This window comes from Pseudomonas sp. R4-35-07 (assembly GCF_003852235.1).
GTDB lineage: Bacteria > Pseudomonadota > Gammaproteobacteria > Pseudomonadales > Pseudomonadaceae > Aquipseudomonas.
Genome location: NZ_CP027732.1, coordinates 5530412 through 5546129, shown reverse-complemented (window position 1 = coordinate 5546129; position 15718 = coordinate 5530412). Strand labels below are relative to the sequence as shown.

Below are 15718 nucleotides of genomic sequence, written 5' to 3'. Positions count from 1 at the left end.
CAACTTGCGGCCCCAAAAAGAAAAATCGGAGCATCACCCAATGAAGGCATTAGGTTTGAAGAACGCTGGCAAGACCCTCCTCGCCTTGTCCCTGATGGGCGCAATGGCGAGCGCGGCCCAGGCGGACAATAAAGTGCTGCACGTCTACAACTGGTCCGACTACATTGCACCGGACACCGTCGCCAACTTTGAAAAAGAGTCGGGCATCAAGGTGGTGTACGACGTGTTCGACAGCAACGAGACCCTGGAAGCCAAGTTGCTGGCAGGCAAGTCCGGCTACGATATCGTCGTACCATCGAACAACTTCCTCGCCAAGCAGATCAAGGCCGGTGTCTACCAGGAGCTGGACACGTCCAAGTTGCCCAACTACAGCAACCTGAACAAATCCCTGCTTAAAGCCGTGTCGGTCAGCGACCCGGACAACAAGCACGCCTTCCCGTACATGTGGGGCTCAATTGGTATCGGTTACAACCCGGAGAAGGTCAAGGCCGCGCTGGGCGTGGACAAGATCGAGTCGTGGGATGTGCTGATGAAGCCGGAAAACATCGCCAAGCTGAAAAGCTGCGGCGTGAGCTTCCTCGACTCGCCGACCGAAATGCTGCCGATCGCGCTGCATTACCTGGGCCTGCCGACCGACACCCAGAAGAAGGCCGACCTCAAGCAAGCCGAAGACCTGTTCCTGAAAATCCGCCCGTCGATTGGCTACTTCCACTCGTCCAAGTACATCTCGGACCTGGCCAACGGCAACATCTGCGTGGCCGTGGGTTATTCGGGTGACATCCAGCAGGCCAAGTCCCGTGCGGCTGAAGCCGGTGGCAAGGTCAAAGTGGCCTATGACATTCCGAAAGAAGGCGCCGGCAGTTTCTTCGACATGGTCGCCATCCCGAAAGATGCTGAAAACGTCGACGCCGCCTATGCATTCATGAACTACCTGCTCAAGCCGGAAGTCATGGCGTCGATCACCAACAGCGTGCGCTTCCCGAACGGCAACGAGAAGGCCACCGCGCTGGTCGACAAAGACATCACCAGCGACCCGGGCATCTACCCGTCGGCAGAAGTGCAGGCCAAGCTCTACGCGATTGCGGACCTGCCGGCTGCGACCCAGCGTGAAATGACGCGCAGCTGGACCAAGATCAAATCCGGTAAATAAGCCTCAAAACCTGTGGGAGGGGGCTTGCCCCCGATGGCGTTGTATCAGAAACACCTGTGCAAGCTGACACACCGCCATCGGGGGCAAGCCCCCTCCCACAAATTAGATCAAAGAAAGTTTTGCCGGATCGGTTTATCGAGGGTAAGTTGCGCGCCGGTTTTGTTGCCGGGCAACAACTCTAGGGCCAACTATTTAAGAGGACCTCCACTTGCCAATTTCTTTATTTCGCAAAGCCTTGCTGGTGGGTGCAGGTATCACGCTGGCTGTCAGCGTGCAGGCCGCACCGACCGTGCATGTTTATAACTGGTCGGACTACATCGGCCCCGACACATTGGCCAACTTCGAAAAGGCCACCGGCATCAAGCCCGTCTATGACGTGTTCGATTCCAACGAAACCCTGGAAGGCAAGCTGCTCGCCGGGCGTACCGGTTACGACGTGGTGGTGCCGTCCAACCACTTCCTGGGCAAGCAGATCAAGGCCGGGGCGTTCCAGAAGCTGGATAAGTCCCTGCTGACCAATTACGCCAACCTTGATCCGGCATTGCTCAAGCGTCTTGAGAAAAATGATCCGGGCAATGGCTACGCCGTGCCGTACCTGTGGGGCACCAACGGCATCGGTTACAACGTCGACAAAGTGAAGGAGGTGCTGGGCGTCGACAAGATCGATTCCTGGGCCGTGCTGTTCGAGCCGGAAAACATGAAGAAGCTCGCCACCTGCGGCGTTTCGTTCATGGACTCGGCGGATGAAATGCTGCCGGCCGTGCTCAACTACATGGGCCTGGACCCTAACAGTACCAACCCGGCCGACTACAGGAAGGCCGAGGAAAAACTGCTCAAGGTACGGCCCTACGTGACCTACTTCCATTCCTCCAAATACATCTCGGACCTGGCCAACGGCAATATCTGCGTGGCAGCCGGTTTCTCTGGTGATGTGTTCCAGGCCAAGGCCCGCGCAAGCGAGGCAGGCAAAGGCGTGAACATCGCCTACGCGATTCCCAAGGAAGGCGGCAACCTGTGGTTTGACGTGCTGGCGATCCCCAAGGACGCTGCCAACGTCAAAGAGGCTCACGCCTTCATCAACTATTTGCTGCAACCTGAAGTGATCGCTCAGGTCAGTGACTACGTCGGTTATGCCAACCCTAACCCCGGGGCGGACACACTGATGGAGCAATCGATACGCACCGACGCAGCGGTTTACCCACCGCAGGCGGTTCTCGACCGGACATTCGTCAACGTCGAGCTACCCCCGAACGTGCAGCGTTTAATGACCCGTAGCTGGACCAAGGTCAAGACGGGCAAGTAAGGCTCAAACTATTCAAGGTTCGCCTGCACCGGGCGAGCTGTACTCTTTTTTTGGGAGTTTCGTAAATGGCAGTTGCCTCCGGCGCCTATAAGAAAGCCCTCGAGGGCGACCAGACACCGAAAAAGGTGTTGGTCAAAATCGACCGGGTCACGAAGAAGTTCGACGAGACGATTGCGGTGGACGATGTGTCCCTGGAAATCAAGAAAGGCGAGATCTTCGCCTTGCTCGGCGGTTCGGGTTCGGGCAAGTCCACCTTGCTGCGCATGCTCGCAGGCTTCGAGCGCCCGACTGAAGGTCGCATCTACCTCGACGGTGTGGACATCACCGACATGCCGCCCTACGAGCGGCCGATCAACATGATGTTCCAGTCCTACGCCTTGTTCCCGCACATGACCGTGGCACAGAACATCGCTTTCGGCCTGCAACAGGACAAGATTCCCAAGGCTGAAGTCGACGCTCGCGTGGCCGAGATGCTCAAGCTGGTGCAGATGAGCCAGTACGCCAAGCGCAAGCCGCACCAGTTGTCCGGCGGCCAACGCCAGCGTGTGGCCCTGGCCCGTTCCCTGGCCAAGCGCCCGAAACTGCTGCTGCTCGATGAGCCGATGGGCGCCCTCGACAAGAAGCTGCGCTCTCAGATGCAACTGGAGCTGGTCGAGATCATCGAACGCGTCGGCGTGACCTGTGTGATGGTGACCCACGATCAGGAAGAGGCCATGACCATGGCCGAGCGCATCGCGATCATGCACCTGGGCTGGATCGCCCAGATCGGCAGCCCGATCGACATCTACGAAACGCCCACCAGCCGCCTGGTGTGCGAGTTCATCGGCAACGTCAATATCTTCGACACCCAAGTGGTGGACGACGCCGAAGGCCACGCCGTGCTCAAGTGCCCGGACCTGGACCGCGATATCTACGTGGGCTACGGCATCGCCACCGCAGTGGAAGACAAGTCGGTGACGTACGCCATCCGCCCGGAAAAACTGCTGGTCACAACCCAGATGCCGACCTGCGAGCACAACTGGTCCAGCGGCAAAGTCCACGACATTGCCTACCTGGGCGGCCACTCGGTGTTCTATGTGGAGCTGCCGAGCGGCAAGCTGGTGCAGTCCTTCGTCGCCAACGCCGAACGCCGTGGCCAGCGCCCAACCTGGGGCGACCAGGTGTACGTCTGGTGGGAAGACGACAGCGGCGTGGTACTGCGCTCATGAACATGAAGAAATTCAAGCGGCGTTTGGATCGCATCGTGCCCAGTGGCAAGCAGGTGGTCATCGGGATTCCCTTCCTCTGGCTGTTCCTGTTTTTCGCACTGCCGTTTTTTATCGTGCTGAAAATCAGCTTTGCTGAAGCCGATGTGGCGATTCCGCCCTACACCGAGATCTACACCTACGTTGAGCAAAAGCTGCAAGTGGTGCTGAACCTGGCCAACTACAGCTTGCTGGCGGGCGATGAGCTCTACATCGCCGCGTACCTGGGCTCGCTGAAGATGGCGTTTTTCAGCACGCTGCTGTGCCTGCTGATCGGCTACCCGATGGCCTATGCCATCGCCACCGCGCGCAAGGAAATGCAAACGGTGCTGGTGCTGCTGATCATGATGCCGACCTGGACCGCGATCCTGATCCGCGTCTATGCGTGGATGGGCATCCTCAGCAACAACGGTTTGCTCAACGGCTTCCTGATGTCCATGGGGCTGATCAACGAACCGCTGCAGATCCTCAACACCAACATCGCGGTGTATATCGGCGTGGTCTATTCGTACCTGCCATTCATGATCCTGCCGCTGTACGCCAACCTGGTCAAACACGACCAGAGCCTGCTGGAAGCCGCGTCGGACCTGGGTTCGAGCACCTTCAATAGTTTCTGGAAAATCACCGTGCCGCTGTCCAAGAACGGCATTATCGCAGGCTGCATGCTGGTGTTTATCCCGGTGGTGGGCGAGTTCGTGATTCCTGAACTGCTCGGCGGCCCGGAAACCCTGATGATCGGTAAAGTGCTGTGGCAAGAATTCTTCAACAACCGTGACTGGCCGGTGGCCTCTGCATTGGCCGTGGTGATGCTGGCGATCCTGATCGTGCCGATCATTCTGTTCAACCGCAGCCAGGCTAAAGAGCTGGAGGGCAAGATATGAAACGCTTTCGTTTCTCCAGCTTCATGCTGGTCGTGGGGTTGTTGTTCATCTACCTGCCGATGCTGATCCTGGTGATCTACTCGTTCAACGAATCCAAGCTGGTGACGGTGTGGGGCGGTTGGTCGATCAAGTGGTACGTGGGCCTGCTGGACAACACCCAGTTGATGGGCTCGGTGGCGCGTTCCCTGGAAATCGCCTGTTACACGGCGGTGGCGGCGGTGGCGCTGGGTACGCTGGCGGCGTTCGTGCTGACACGCATCAGCCAGTTCAAGGGCCGTACGCTGTTCGGCGGCCTGGTCACGGCGCCGCTGGTGATGCCGGAAGTGATCACCGGCCTGTCGCTGTTGCTGCTGTTCGTGGCCATGGCGCAGATGATCGGCTGGCCCCAGGAGCGTGGCATTGTCACCATCTGGATCGCCCACACCACCTTCTGCGCGGCATATGTGGCGGTGGTGGTGTCGGCACGCTTGCGTGAACTGGACCTGTCGATCGAAGAAGCGGCGATGGACCTGGGCGCACGGCCGTGGAAGGTGTTCTTCCTGATCACCATCCCGATGATCGCGCCATCGCTGGCGGCGGGCGGCATGATGTCGTTTGCGCTGTCGCTGGATGACCTGGTATTGGCCAGCTTCGTCTCGGGGCCGGGTTCGACCACCTTGCCGATGGAAGTGTTCTCGGCCGTGCGCCTTGGGGTCAAACCTGAGATTAACGCGGTGGCCAGCCTGATTCTGCTGGCGGTGTCGCTGGTGACCTTCCTGGTGTGGTTCTTCAGCCGTCGGGCCGAGGAGCATCGCAAGAAGGCCATCCAGCAAGCGATCGAAGAAGCGGCGGCGGATGGCTGGAAACAGCCGGACGCGCGCCGGGCGCCCGCACCGGTCTAACTGCCGGAACCGGATCAAAATGTGGGAGGGGGCTTGCCCCCGATTGCTGAGTGTCAGTCAGCACACCTGATACTGATACACCGCCATGATCGTTCCCACGCTCCGCGTGGGAGCGCCTCCTGTGACGCTCTGCGTCACGCGTTTAGAAGCTGACGCGGAGCGTCCTGGCCTGCATTCCCACGCAGAGCGTGGGAACGATCAGGTCCAGGGTGAAGTACGAATCACCTCGACAAAATTCATCGGCTTGAACCCCGGCTCCTGATCCACCAGCACGTCGGTCTTCACATTGCCAAACGTGGTCTGCGGGCGATGACGCAAGCCATCGGCGAACGCGCAGATGATGCATTCCTTGAATCCCTCACCGCGTGGATGCGCATGCACCACGGCTTCGCGCTGCACGTTGCTGAACGCGGCGTAGTCCAGGCCCAGCACGTCCATCTCCACCCCTGCCGTCACCAGCGCCACGGTCGGGCGCAGATGCTGCGGCACGCCCGGTGTGGTGTGCAGGGCAATGGACAGCCATACCTGTTCGATATCGTCATCACTGAGCCCATAAGGCTTGAGGAAAGCGGCCGCCGCGTTGGCGCCGTCCACTTCGAAGCGTTCGTCGGCACTGCGGTGGCCTTCCACCAGGCCGAGGTCGTGGAACATTGCGCCGACATACAGCAACTCCGGGTTGTACGCCAACTGCTTGCGCTCACCGCTCAATGCGCCGAACAGGAATACCCGGCGGGAGTGGTGGTAGAGCAGGTCGGACTCGATGTCGCGGATGTATTCGGTGGTGGCCCTGGCCAGGGTGCTGTCGGGGATCTTGATACCGGCGATGGTGGTGCTCATGGGGGCTCTCCTCTGGGAAGCATCCAGTCTGGTCGTGCTTGCGTGCGAGGGCTATGGCGGCGAGGGAGCGATCCCGGCCAATGTGCCGACACATCGTGCCAAGGCAAAATCGGCTAGGGTAAGGCCTGCGACAATCCAAATGTGGGAGGGGGCTTGCTCCCGATGGCGGTGGGTCAGTCATACATGTACTGACTGACACGGCCTCATCGGGAGCAAGCCCCCTCCCACAGGGTTCTGTGTTTTATTCAGCTAAGAAAAGGTGTCTGTGAGCATGGGCAAAACCGTCGCCATCCTGATCTTCCCCGGCGTCCAGTCACTGGACGTGACCGGGCCGATGGATGTGTTCTGCGAGGCCAACCGCTTCCTCGCGCCTGAAGACCACTATCAGCTGGACGTGATCGGCTTCGCACACGGCAGCATGGCCTGTTCCAACGGGTTGTCATTGCAGGCCCACCGGCATTACAGCGAAGCCCTGCAGGCTTATGACCTGTTGCTGGTCGCCGGCGGCCCGCAGTTGCCGTTCGAAGATTTTGGCCCGGCCTTCGATGACTGGCTGCGCGCCGCCGCGGCGCGGGCCCGGCGCTTCGGTTCGATCTGCAATGGCGCCTTCATGCTGGCCCGCGCCGGTCTGCTAGACGGTAAAACCGTGACCACCCATTGGGGAGACGCCGCCGACCTGGCCCGGTTGTGCCCCTCGGCCCAGGTCGAAGCCGACCGCCTGTATGTGCAGGACGGCAACCTCTACACCTCGGCCGGGGTCACGGCGGGGATCGACCTGTCGCTGTACCTGCTGGCCCAGGACCATGGACCGGAAGTCGCGTTGAGCGTGGCCAAGCGTCTGGTGGTGTTCACCCAGCGCTCGGGCGGCCAGTCACAATTCAGTCCGTTCCTCACGCCCCATGCCGAAACCACCTCGGCGGTGGCGTTGGTGCAGTTGTACGTGCTGGCGAACCTGACCGGGGACCTGGGCATTGCCGACCTGGCCAGGGCGGCGAATATGAGCGCGCGCAATTTCTCCCGGGTGTTCGCCCGTGAAGCACGGATTACGCCGGCGGAATTTGTCGAGAGGGCGCGGGTTGATGCAGCGCGGGTCATGCTCGAAAGCACGCACGCGCCGCTCAAGACGGTGGCCTACCAATGCGGTTTTCGCGATGCGCAGCACATGCGCAGTGTGTTCAACCGTCGGCTGGGCGTGACGCCGCAACAGTTCAGGCTCAATTTCGCGGCGCCCGTGTAGCTTATCTGGCCGGTAGCAGCTTGAGGGTGCCACGGGTATTGGCCGTGATTTCCTCTTCATTGAAGTGCGCCTGCTCGTAGCCGCCTTCGATATAGGTTTGCGCCTGATCACTGTAGTGAGCATCAAAGGGCACACCACTTTGTCCCACCGGGTTGATGGTCAAGGCATGGGCCGCGTCGGCGAAGTCGATCAGGCGGCGGGTCGAGGGGCCGTAGGTCACTGGCCAGGGCGCCGGGCCGATCATGGCGGTCTGGTTGTTCGGCACTTCGTGACTGCCCGGCGCCGCGAAGGGGCCCACGTTGAATAGCCTGTCCAGCGGCTTCTGCATGCCCAGCGGGTGGCCGTGGGTCAGGGTGTGCGCCTTGCCCCACTGCCACTGGGACGGGTCATCACCGAAGGTGGCTTTCAGGTGCGCCAGGCTGTTATCCCAGGCCAGCTTGACGGTGCCGGCTCGCGTGCCGTTCCACCAGGGCGAATCCGGCGTGGCGGCCAGGCGTGGCAGGGCGGCGTCGATCACGCGGGTGCCGAGCAGGGTCTTGAACATAGCGTCGCCCAGTTTCGGGTGGAAGGTGGCGTCAGCGAGGTTGAACAGCAATTGGTTGAACAGGGTGGCGCTGGTGGAATCCAGCGGGTAGTCGCCTTTCCAGCTTGCCAGTTGCTCCACCAGCTTTACCTGCGCCGGGTCTGTAACCACCTCACGCAGTACCGGCAACAGCGGTGCCAGCAGGCGCGGCCCAAAGGCAGTGGTGGTGCCCAGTTGCAGGGCCTGGCTGTTGTTGACGTCCCACTTCACGCGGTTGTCGCTCAACTGCGCATTCAGCTGCTGGCCACGGTCGGCCAGGTTGTAATAACCGGGGATCTCCATGCCGGTGGGTGAGGCCGGCTGGGCATTGGCGGAGACCACATAGCCGCGCGCCGGGTTTTCTTCCTGGGGATTGGCGCTGAAAGGGTAGAAGCCCAGCTTGTCGGCCTGGGCGGTACTGCCGTCGAGGATGAACGCCGGGTTGACGCCGGCCGGGCGTATCGGCAATTGCGCCGCCGCCCACCAGCCAATATCGCCCTTGGCATTGGCCCACACGATATTCAGCCCAGGCGCCGAGACGTTAGCCGCCGCCGCGCGTGCCTTGGCCAGGGAGTCGGCACGGTTGAGCTGGTAGAAACCCTCGAGGATCGGGTTTTCGCTGTCGAGGAACGCCCACCACATGGCGATCGGCGTGGTGCCGGCGTTTTCACCGAGCACGTCATTGACGATCGGGCCGTGGGGCGAGCGGCGCAGGGTCAGCGTGACCGGGGCCTGGCCCTTGACCTGGATCTGCTGTTCGCTGCTGCTCATGTCGACCCACTGGCCGTGATACCAGACCTGGTTAGGGTTGGCCGGGTTGACCTTTTCGGCGATCAGGTCGAGGTCGTCGTTCTGGAACATGGTCAGGCTCCAGCCGAAGTCCAGGTTGTGCCCGAGGAAGGCCACCGGCACCAGCGCGTTGTGGTAGCCATACAACTCAAAGCCGGGCGCCGACAGCTGCGCCTCGTACCACACCGACGGCACCGAGAAGCGGATATGGGGGTCGCCCGCCAGCAATGGTTTGCCACTCTGGGTGCGACTGCCGCTGATGGCCCAGGCATTGCTGCCTTCAAATTGCGGCAAGCCGTTGTCAGCCAGGGCCTGCTCGCTCAGGCTGGCGAGGGCGCCAAGAGTCTTCCAGTCACCGGCCGCCAGGTTAAGGGCGCCTTTGGCTTGCCAATCGAGGTCGAAGACCTTGAGGTAGTCGCTGCCCAGTTGGTCGCGTACGTAAGTCAACACCGGTTCGGTACGAAAGGCCGCAGCAAAGCTGTAGGCCATATACCCGGCGACACTGATGGAGTCCTCGGCGGTGAACGGGCGCCTGGGGATGCCCAGCACGTCGAACTCCATCGGGCTGGCGTGGCTGGCCTGATATTGGTTGATCCCGTCCAGGTAGGCTTGCAGGGCCTTCCAGGCGGCCGACTCGGTGTTCATGTGCTCGACGTAGCTTGAGGCGCGCTCGCGAATCCGCAGGCTGCGAAACAGCTTATCGGTCTCCAGCAGCTTGGGCCCGAGCACCTCGGCCAGCTCGCCACGGGCCAGGCGGCGCATGATTTCCATCTGGAACAGCCGGTCCTGGGCATGCACATAGCCCAGGGCGCGGTACAGGTCGGCCTCGTTGCCGGCGCGGATATGCGGCACGCCACGGTCGTCGTAACGCACCGTGACCGAGCCTTGCAAGTGCGCCAGGGTGACCGTGCCCTGGCGGGTGGGTTGCTTGCTGTAGACGTACCAGCCGGCGCCGAGGGCGACCAGCACAACCAGCACCACGAGAGCCTGCAAGACACGCTTCATCGACTTTCCTTAACCCTGAATGGACAGACTACGGTTCCTTAGGCCACGAACAATAGCAGCCCACCGCCAGGGTGTGCGTGGCATTCACTTCGCGCCCGGCTTCGAGGGCCTTGAGGATCGGCTCAATAAAACTGTTGCCGGAATTGCACGTCAGCCCTTCGCTGTACGGCCCGAAATACGCCAGCTTGCCCGTACGGTCCCAGATGCCCACGGCCGGGCTGGCCGGCACCTGATCGGCGCCGGGCAGGGCGTCGAGGGTTTTCATCTGGCGCAGGGTGTCCGGCAAGGCGCCGTGGCTGCCGGCCTTTTGCAGGGCATAGAACTCGACACCTTGCGGCGCGTATTGCTCGATCAGCTCACCCAGGTGTTGCTGGTTACCGACATTGCACGGGCAGGCCGGGTCCCAGAAGTGCACCAGGCGAATCGGCCCAGGCCCGCGCAGTGCGGCGGGCAGTTGCAGCGCATCGCCGGAGAACACCGCCGTGTGTTCGCTGAAGGCGCGCAGGTAACGGCCCTGGAACCAGTCATACGCGGCCCATAGCACGGCGGCGCAGAGAATCAGCACCAGGCTGGCGAACAAGGCAGTGCGGTAGGGCTGTCGCATTCAGAGGTATCCTCGCGGGTCGCGTAGCTTGCCATGCTTGTCCTGACAGATGAATATCGCAGCTCGATATTCATCTTCACCGTCAGTCTGGAAGCCTTTATGCCCGTTAACTTTGACCCTGATCATCTGCGCGAAAGCTTGCGGCCCCTGGTGGATGCGCAGCCTTTGTCAGCCGAGGCGCGGGTCTATCAACGTTTCTATGGACTCGACCTGGGCGCACGCAAGGTGCCGGCCGTGAGCCGTCTGGGGCGCTTGGAGGTGGGCGGGTTCGAGGTGGTGGCGCAGGTATGGTGGCCGGCTGCGCCCGTGGCGACAATGTTCATGTTCCACGGCTTCTACGACCATATGGGGCTGTACCGCCACGTAGTGGACTGGGCGCTGGACCAGGGCTTCGTGGTGATCGCCTGCGACCTGCCGGGCCATGGCTTGTCCAGCGGCGTGCGTGCCAGTATCGATGAGTTTGCGGTGTACCAGGACGTGGTCCAGGCGTTGTTCGCCGAGGCCCAGGCGCTGCAATTGCCGCAACCCTGGCACCTGTTCGGGCAAAGCACCGGCGGCGCCATCGTGGTGGATCACCTGCTCAACCACGGCGCCGAAAGCCCGGCCCAGGGCAAGACCTTTCTGCTGTCGCCGCTGGTACGTCCGCGTGCATGGGGCTGGTCGCAAGCCAGCTATTACCTGCTGCGCCCGTTCGTCAAAGGCATCGCGCGACGGTTCAGCGATAACTCCAACGACCCGGCCTTCAAGCCCTTTCTCGAAGCCGACCCGTTGCAGCCGCGCCAACTGCCGACCGCCTGGGTAGGCGCCCTGGCGCGCTGGATCAAACGCATCGAAGCCGCACCGCGCAGCCCACGGCGGCCGGTGATCGTGCAGGGTGAAGAGGATATGACGGTGGATTGGCAGCACAATTTGCGGGTGCTGCGCAGCAAGTTCGACCAGCCCGAGGTGTTGATGCTCAAGCGCGGCAGGCATCATCTGGCCAATGAAATTCCAGAAATTCGCGAAGAGTATTTCCGATACTTGACGAGCCATCTGACCTGACACGATCCAAATGTGGGAGGGGGCTTGCTCCCGATAGCGGTGTGCCAGTCAACTTATGTGTAGCTGACACACCGCAATCGGGAGCAAGCCCCCTCCCACATTTTTTTCTACTGCGCCAGGCTGGAGGTGCTTTGACCGACAGCCAGCCCTGCGCGGATGGCGGCGAGCGCTGCCTGGTAATACGCCTTGCCTTCCGGCGATTCGGCAAACGTAGCGAATTCTTCCAGCTCCGGGTCAGACAAATCCCGATAGACGTACAGCAGCGTGTTATTCAGATCTTTGTCGATCTGCTGCATCAGCCGCTCACGCTGCCCGTTCAACATGCCCTGAGCCTGGCCGCCGCCCAACAGGCCGGGGATCATCTGGCTCAAGCTGTCCGCTGCCACGCCGGCAATCGCCAGGCTGACTTCGGCGCCCGCTTCACGCGCGGGCAGGGCCTGGGCCAGGTGGCCGATGATCAGGCTGCGGGTAGCATCGGCTTGGATTTTCGGCAGGCCCTGGGCGTTTTTCGCCAATTGGTCGCGACGCGTGGCGAGCAGTTCGGCGGCGACAATCTTGCGGCCCAGGGGCGACTGGAAAAAACTCAGGGCCGGTTTGGGGTCCGCCAGGTGCTTGCGCAACTGGGCCTCGGCGCGCTGGTCCATGGCCTGGGCCGCGAAGCGTTTGTTGCTGTTGTCCACCAGCGCCTGGTACACCGCCGGCGGCAGGCTGTTGCGGTAGCGCTGTTGGGCGGCACTGAGGGCGTCATTGAAATGCGCACGTTGTTCGGCCCAGCCGGCAACCTTGTACAACTGGTCATGGCCGTCTGCCCAGGCGGGCAAAACGCAGAACATCAGCAAGGAAAGAAACAAACGACGCATAAGGACTCCTGTCAGTCGGCCACTATTGTCCGTGTCGGGCGTAGGATTTGTCGAGAAGTCCTATCAGTCACCTGACTAAAGTGTATTCGAGCGCTCGACGGCGCTGTCGGATTTACAGGCGTATGGATACTATGCGCGCCATGCAAATGCCCCTTGATCACCCCCTGCTGCAACGCATTGTCGACGACCTGGCCGAACAAGGCTGGTCGCAGCAGCATGCCTTCCTGCCCCAGGCTCTGACCCTGGAGCTGGCGGCTGAGTGCCGTAAACGTGCGGCTGAAGGTGAGCTGGCGCCAGCGGCGGTGGGGCGCGGGCCCGCCCAGGAAATTCGCGAGGGGATTCGCGGCGACCACATCCAGTGGCTGGAAGAGGGCGATGCCGCCGTCTGCGATACCTACATGGCGATAATGGACGGCCTGCGCCTGGCCATGAACCGTGGCCTGTTCCTTGGCCTGGAAGACTTCGAAAGCCACTTCGCGATGTACCCGCCCGGGGCGTTCTACCTCAAGCATGTGGATCGTTTTCGCGACGATGACCGGCGCATGGTCTCGGCCGTGATCTATTTGAACGACGCCTGGCTGCCCGAACACGGCGGGCAGTTGCGCATGTACCTCAAGGGTGGCATCGAACACGACGTGGCGCCTACCGGCGGCAGCCTGGTGGTGTTCCTCTCCGGCGAAGTGCCCCACGAGGTCCTGCCTGCCACGCGTGAACGCCTGTCCCTGACCGGCTGGTTCCGTCGGCGCGGCAACGAGCCGTTTTAAGCCGGCGTCAAGTCTTGCCTGGAACAAATGTGGGAGGGGGCTTGCCCCCTCCCACATTGGTCACTGCGGTGCATTGCCCTCAAACCACTTGTGCTCCAACGCCTTCAAGCGGCCGTCATCCTTCACTCGCTTCAACGCATTGTCCAGGCTGCTCTTGAACGCCGGGTTGCCCTTCTGGAACGGAATCACCAGCTCCGGCGTCTGGTGATACGCCGCGCTGAAATCGAACTGATCCTCAAGCTCGGCAGTCATAGCGATATGGTTAAGCGCCACGTCATATTTGCCGGTCGCCACGCCGTTCAGCAGGTCGGCATCATCGGTGGTGATAAACGAGGAGCGTACGTCCATCTCCTTTGCCAGCAGTTCGCCCAGCTCAACCTCAAAGCCGGTGAGCTTCTCGCCCTCCTTGAAATTGTAAGGCGGGGTGTTGGCTTCAAGGGCGATGCGCAGCTCACCGCGATCGTTGACATCATCGATCAGCTCGGCGTGAGCCGGGGCGCTTAGAAGGGGAAGCAGCAGTAACAGGCCAGGCAAAAAGCGCATGGTCACTCCTAAAGAATTCGTACGGGCGAGACGCCGTTCAGCATCGCTTTGCTATGGTGTCGAGTGCCTTGGACAGCAATTTGTCGCGAAGTTGTCAGAACCCTACAGATTTCACAAAAAACTGGAGAAGCGAATGAAAGCCCTTTTGTCCCGTGCAACCCTGGCCTCTTTGATGCTGGGTGCTTCGATGTTGGCCACTGCCGCCGACGGCATCCCGCGCAGCGCGCCGCCTGAAGACGCGAAAGTATTCATCGTCTCGCCCAAAGACGGCGCCACCGTCGATAAGACTTTCACCGTGAAGTTCGGCATGGAAGGCCTGCAACTGGCGCCGGCCACCGACCAGACGGCCGGCACCGGCCACCACCACTTGCTGATCGACCAGAAAGAATTGCCCGATGCGAAACTGCCGATTCCGGCCACCGATACCGTGATCCATTACGGCAAGGCTCAGACCGAAACCGAACTGACCCTGACGCCCGGCAAGCACACCTTGCAACTGGTGGCCGGCGACAAACTGCACATGCAGTTCAACCCGACGGTTGCCTCGAAAGTCATCACGGTTAACGTGAAATAAAAAAACGGGAGTCCCTTGCGGGGCTCCCGTTTTTTTATGGCTGCAAGCTTCAAGTTACAAGTTACAAGCTGCAAGCAAGAGCTTTTAGCTTGCCGCTTGCAACTTGCCGCTTACAACTGCTCTTAAAACAACACCCGGCTGCGAATAGTGCCGTTGATGTGCTGCAGCTTCTCTTGCGCCAGGTCCGAGTACTCGGCGTCGACGTCGATCACCACGTAGCCGACCTTCTCGTTGGTCTGCAGGAACTGACCGGAGATGTTGATGCCGTTTTCCGCAAAGACCTTGTTGATCTCCATCATCACACCCGGAATGTTCTGGTGGATGTGCAGCAGACGGTGCTTGCCAGGGTGAGCCGGCAGGGCCACTTCCGGGAAGTTCACGGACGATACCGAGGTGCCGTTGTCGCTGTACTTGACCAGTTTTTCCGAGACTTCCAGGCCGATGTTGGCTTGGGCTTCAGCGGTAGAGCCGCCGATGTGCGGGGTCAGGATCACGTTGTCCAGGCCGCGCAACGGGCTTTCGAAAATGTCGTCGTTGGAGCGTGGCTCTACCGGGAACACGTCGATGGCGGCGCCGATCAGGTGCTTGTCCTTGATCGCCTCGGCCAGGGCGTCCAGCTCGACCACTGTGCCGCGCGCGGCGTTGATCAGGATCCCGCCTTTCTTGATGGCGCGGATTTCCTTCTCGCCGATCATCCACTGGGTCTCGGCAGTTTCCGGAACGTGCAGGGTGACGATGTCGGACATGCCCAGCAGCTCGGTCAGGCTCGAGACCTGGGTGGCGTTGCCCAATGGCAGCTTGGTCAGGGTGTCGTAGAAGAACACCTGCATGCCTAAGCCTTCAGCCAATACCGACAACTGAGTGCCGATCGAACCGTAGCCGACGATACCCAGCTTCTTGCCGCGGATTTCGAAGGAGTTGGCCGCGCTCTTGATCCAGCCGCCACGGTGGCAGGAAGCGTTCTTCTCGGGGATACCGCGCAACAGCAGGATGGCCTCGGCCAGCACCAGCTCCGCTACGGAACGGGTGTTGGAGTACGGTGCGTTGAACACCGCGATGCCGCGTTCGCGCGCTGCGTTGAGGTCGACCTGGTTGGTGCCGATGCAGAAGCAGCCGACCGCCACGAGTTTCTTGGCGTGGTCGAAGATTTCTTCGGTCAACTGAGTGCGGGAGCGAATGCCGATAAAGTGCGCGTCGGCGATCTTTTCCTTGAGCTGGGCTTCCGGCAGAGAACTGGTGATGTACTCAATGCTGGTGTACCCGGCGGCTTTCAGAACGTCGACAGCCGATGGGTGGACGCCTTCCAGAAGAAGGAACTTGATCTTGCTCTTATCGAGAGAAGTCTTGCTCATCTGCGTAAACCTGTATCCCGGAGAAAAATGGCAGGGAATCGGATCGCTTAAGCTGACCCGGACGGCAGGAAAGCCGTCACCGCAGAAACGC

At 61.1% G+C, this 15718-nt stretch carries 15 protein-coding genes; 9 read left to right on the top strand and 6 right to left on the bottom strand.

The window, feature by feature from the left end; all coding sequences use genetic code 11:
• Positions 1 to 55 precede the first annotated feature (55 nt).
• The 5 genes from C4J89_RS25485 (at position 56) to C4J89_RS25465 (ending at position 5459) form a co-directional block, all read left to right on the top strand.
• Positions 56 to 1150, top strand: a complete 1095-nt coding sequence (locus C4J89_RS25485) for a polyamine ABC transporter substrate-binding protein (protein ID WP_124416070.1) — start codon at positions 56 to 58, stop codon at positions 1148 to 1150.
• Positions 1151 to 1358: 208 nt separating this feature from the next.
• The gene (locus C4J89_RS25480; protein ID WP_124415861.1) at positions 1359 to 2453 is read left to right on the top strand and encodes a polyamine ABC transporter substrate-binding protein; all 1095 of its coding nucleotides are present in this window, start codon (positions 1359 to 1361) and stop codon (positions 2451 to 2453) included.
• Between the two features lie 65 nt (positions 2454 to 2518).
• Positions 2519 to 3661: an ABC transporter ATP-binding protein gene (locus C4J89_RS25475; RefSeq protein ID WP_065893882.1), complete on the top strand. Its 1143-nt coding sequence runs from the start codon at positions 2519 to 2521 to the stop codon at positions 3659 to 3661.
• Positions 3658 to 4578, top strand: coding sequence for an ABC transporter permease subunit (locus C4J89_RS25470; protein ID WP_057014223.1), 921 nt, complete (start codon positions 3658 to 3660; stop codon positions 4576 to 4578). Before C4J89_RS25475 ends, C4J89_RS25470 begins: the two co-directional genes overlap by 4 nt.
• On the top strand, positions 4575 to 5459 hold the full coding sequence (locus C4J89_RS25465; RefSeq protein WP_124364867.1) for an ABC transporter permease subunit: 885 nt from the start codon (positions 4575 to 4577) through the stop codon (positions 5457 to 5459). Before C4J89_RS25470 ends, C4J89_RS25465 begins: the two co-directional genes overlap by 4 nt.
• Before the next feature lie 198 nt (positions 5460 to 5657).
• On the opposite strand, the gene C4J89_RS25460 is transcribed toward C4J89_RS25465, so the two are convergent.
• Positions 5658 to 6296 carry an HD domain-containing protein gene (locus C4J89_RS25460; RefSeq protein ID WP_124415860.1) on the bottom strand — a complete coding sequence of 213 codons (639 nt, stop codon included), beginning with the start codon at positions 6294 to 6296 and terminating at the stop codon, positions 5658 to 5660.
• 271 nt (positions 6297 to 6567) lie between these two features.
• On the opposite strand from C4J89_RS25460, the gene C4J89_RS25455 reads away from it, so the two are divergent.
• Positions 6568 to 7533 (top strand): GlxA family transcriptional regulator, encoded by a 966-nt coding sequence (locus C4J89_RS25455; RefSeq protein WP_124415859.1) that lies wholly within the window; start codon positions 6568 to 6570, stop codon positions 7531 to 7533.
• A 1-nt stretch (position 7534) separates the two neighbouring features.
• On the opposite strand, the gene C4J89_RS25450 is transcribed toward C4J89_RS25455, so the two are convergent.
• Complete coding sequence (locus tag C4J89_RS25450) at positions 7535 to 9889, bottom strand: penicillin acylase family protein (protein WP_124415858.1); 2355 nt, start codon at positions 9887 to 9889, stop codon at positions 7535 to 7537.
• Positions 9890 to 9917: 28 nt separating this feature from the next.
• A complete protein-coding gene (locus C4J89_RS25445) occupies positions 9918 to 10493 on the bottom strand; it encodes a DUF6436 domain-containing protein (RefSeq protein ID WP_124415857.1) in 576 nt (191 codons plus the stop codon).
• A gap of 99 nt (positions 10494 to 10592) precedes the next feature.
• Here C4J89_RS25445 and C4J89_RS25440 point away from each other — a divergent pair, with 99 nt between their 5' ends.
• On the top strand, positions 10593 to 11534 hold the full coding sequence (locus C4J89_RS25440) for an alpha/beta hydrolase (protein WP_124415856.1): 942 nt from the start codon (positions 10593 to 10595) through the stop codon (positions 11532 to 11534).
• Positions 11535 to 11641: 107 nt separating this feature from the next.
• Here C4J89_RS25440 and C4J89_RS25435 read toward each other — a convergent pair whose 3' ends face one another.
• Entirely contained in the window at positions 11642 to 12394 is a 753-nt protein-coding gene (locus tag C4J89_RS25435; RefSeq protein WP_124411026.1) for a DUF2059 domain-containing protein, read from the bottom strand.
• Between the two features lie 131 nt (positions 12395 to 12525).
• Here C4J89_RS25435 and C4J89_RS25430 point away from each other — a divergent pair, with 131 nt between their 5' ends.
• Entirely contained in the window at positions 12526 to 13158 is a 633-nt protein-coding gene (locus C4J89_RS25430; RefSeq protein ID WP_124365216.1) for a 2OG-Fe(II) oxygenase, read from the top strand.
• Positions 13159 to 13218: 60 nt separating this feature from the next.
• On the opposite strand, the gene C4J89_RS25425 is transcribed toward C4J89_RS25430, so the two are convergent.
• A complete protein-coding gene (locus C4J89_RS25425; protein ID WP_124415855.1) occupies positions 13219 to 13701 on the bottom strand; it encodes a transporter substrate-binding domain-containing protein in 483 nt (160 codons plus the stop codon).
• A gap of 133 nt (positions 13702 to 13834) precedes the next feature.
• Here C4J89_RS25425 and C4J89_RS25420 point away from each other — a divergent pair, with 133 nt between their 5' ends.
• Positions 13835 to 14275 (top strand): DUF4399 domain-containing protein, encoded by a 441-nt coding sequence (locus C4J89_RS25420; RefSeq protein ID WP_124415854.1) that lies wholly within the window; start codon positions 13835 to 13837, stop codon positions 14273 to 14275.
• Between the two features lie 122 nt (positions 14276 to 14397).
• On the opposite strand, the gene serA is transcribed toward C4J89_RS25420, so the two are convergent.
• The gene (serA, locus tag C4J89_RS25415; RefSeq protein ID WP_034116292.1) at positions 14398 to 15627 is read right to left on the bottom strand and encodes a phosphoglycerate dehydrogenase; all 1230 of its coding nucleotides are present in this window, start codon (positions 15625 to 15627) and stop codon (positions 14398 to 14400) included.
• Positions 15628 to 15718: the final 91 nt, after the last annotated feature.

Bases quoted from the DNA above. Each gene is read 5' to 3' on its own strand.
- C4J89_RS25450 (WP_124415858.1), bottom strand. From the start codon at position 9,889: ATGAAGCGTGTCTTGCAGGCTCTCGTGGTGCTGGTTGTGCTGGTCGCC.
- C4J89_RS25440 (WP_124415856.1), top strand. From the start codon at position 10,593: ATGCCCGTTAACTTTGACCCTGATCATCTGCGCGAAAGCTTGCGGCCC.
- C4J89_RS25435 (WP_124411026.1), bottom strand. From the start codon at position 12,394: ATGCGTCGTTTGTTTCTTTCCTTGCTGATGTTCTGCGTTTTGCCCGCC.
- C4J89_RS25470 (WP_057014223.1), top strand. From the start codon at position 3,658: ATGAACATGAAGAAATTCAAGCGGCGTTTGGATCGCATCGTGCCCAGT.
- C4J89_RS25445 (WP_124415857.1), bottom strand. From the start codon at position 10,493: ATGCGACAGCCCTACCGCACTGCCTTGTTCGCCAGCCTGGTGCTGATT.
- serA (WP_034116292.1), bottom strand. From the start codon at position 15,627: ATGAGCAAGACTTCTCTCGATAAGAGCAAGATCAAGTTCCTTCTTCTG.
- C4J89_RS25420 (WP_124415854.1), top strand. From the start codon at position 13,835: ATGAAAGCCCTTTTGTCCCGTGCAACCCTGGCCTCTTTGATGCTGGGT.
- C4J89_RS25425 (WP_124415855.1), bottom strand. From the start codon at position 13,701: ATGCGCTTTTTGCCTGGCCTGTTACTGCTGCTTCCCCTTCTAAGCGCC.
- C4J89_RS25455 (WP_124415859.1), top strand. From the start codon at position 6,568: ATGGGCAAAACCGTCGCCATCCTGATCTTCCCCGGCGTCCAGTCACTG.
- C4J89_RS25475 (WP_065893882.1), top strand. From the start codon at position 2,519: ATGGCAGTTGCCTCCGGCGCCTATAAGAAAGCCCTCGAGGGCGACCAG.
- C4J89_RS25465 (WP_124364867.1), top strand. From the start codon at position 4,575: ATGAAACGCTTTCGTTTCTCCAGCTTCATGCTGGTCGTGGGGTTGTTG.
- C4J89_RS25430 (WP_124365216.1), top strand. From the start codon at position 12,526: ATGCGCGCCATGCAAATGCCCCTTGATCACCCCCTGCTGCAACGCATT.
- C4J89_RS25460 (WP_124415860.1), bottom strand. From the start codon at position 6,296: ATGAGCACCACCATCGCCGGTATCAAGATCCCCGACAGCACCCTGGCC.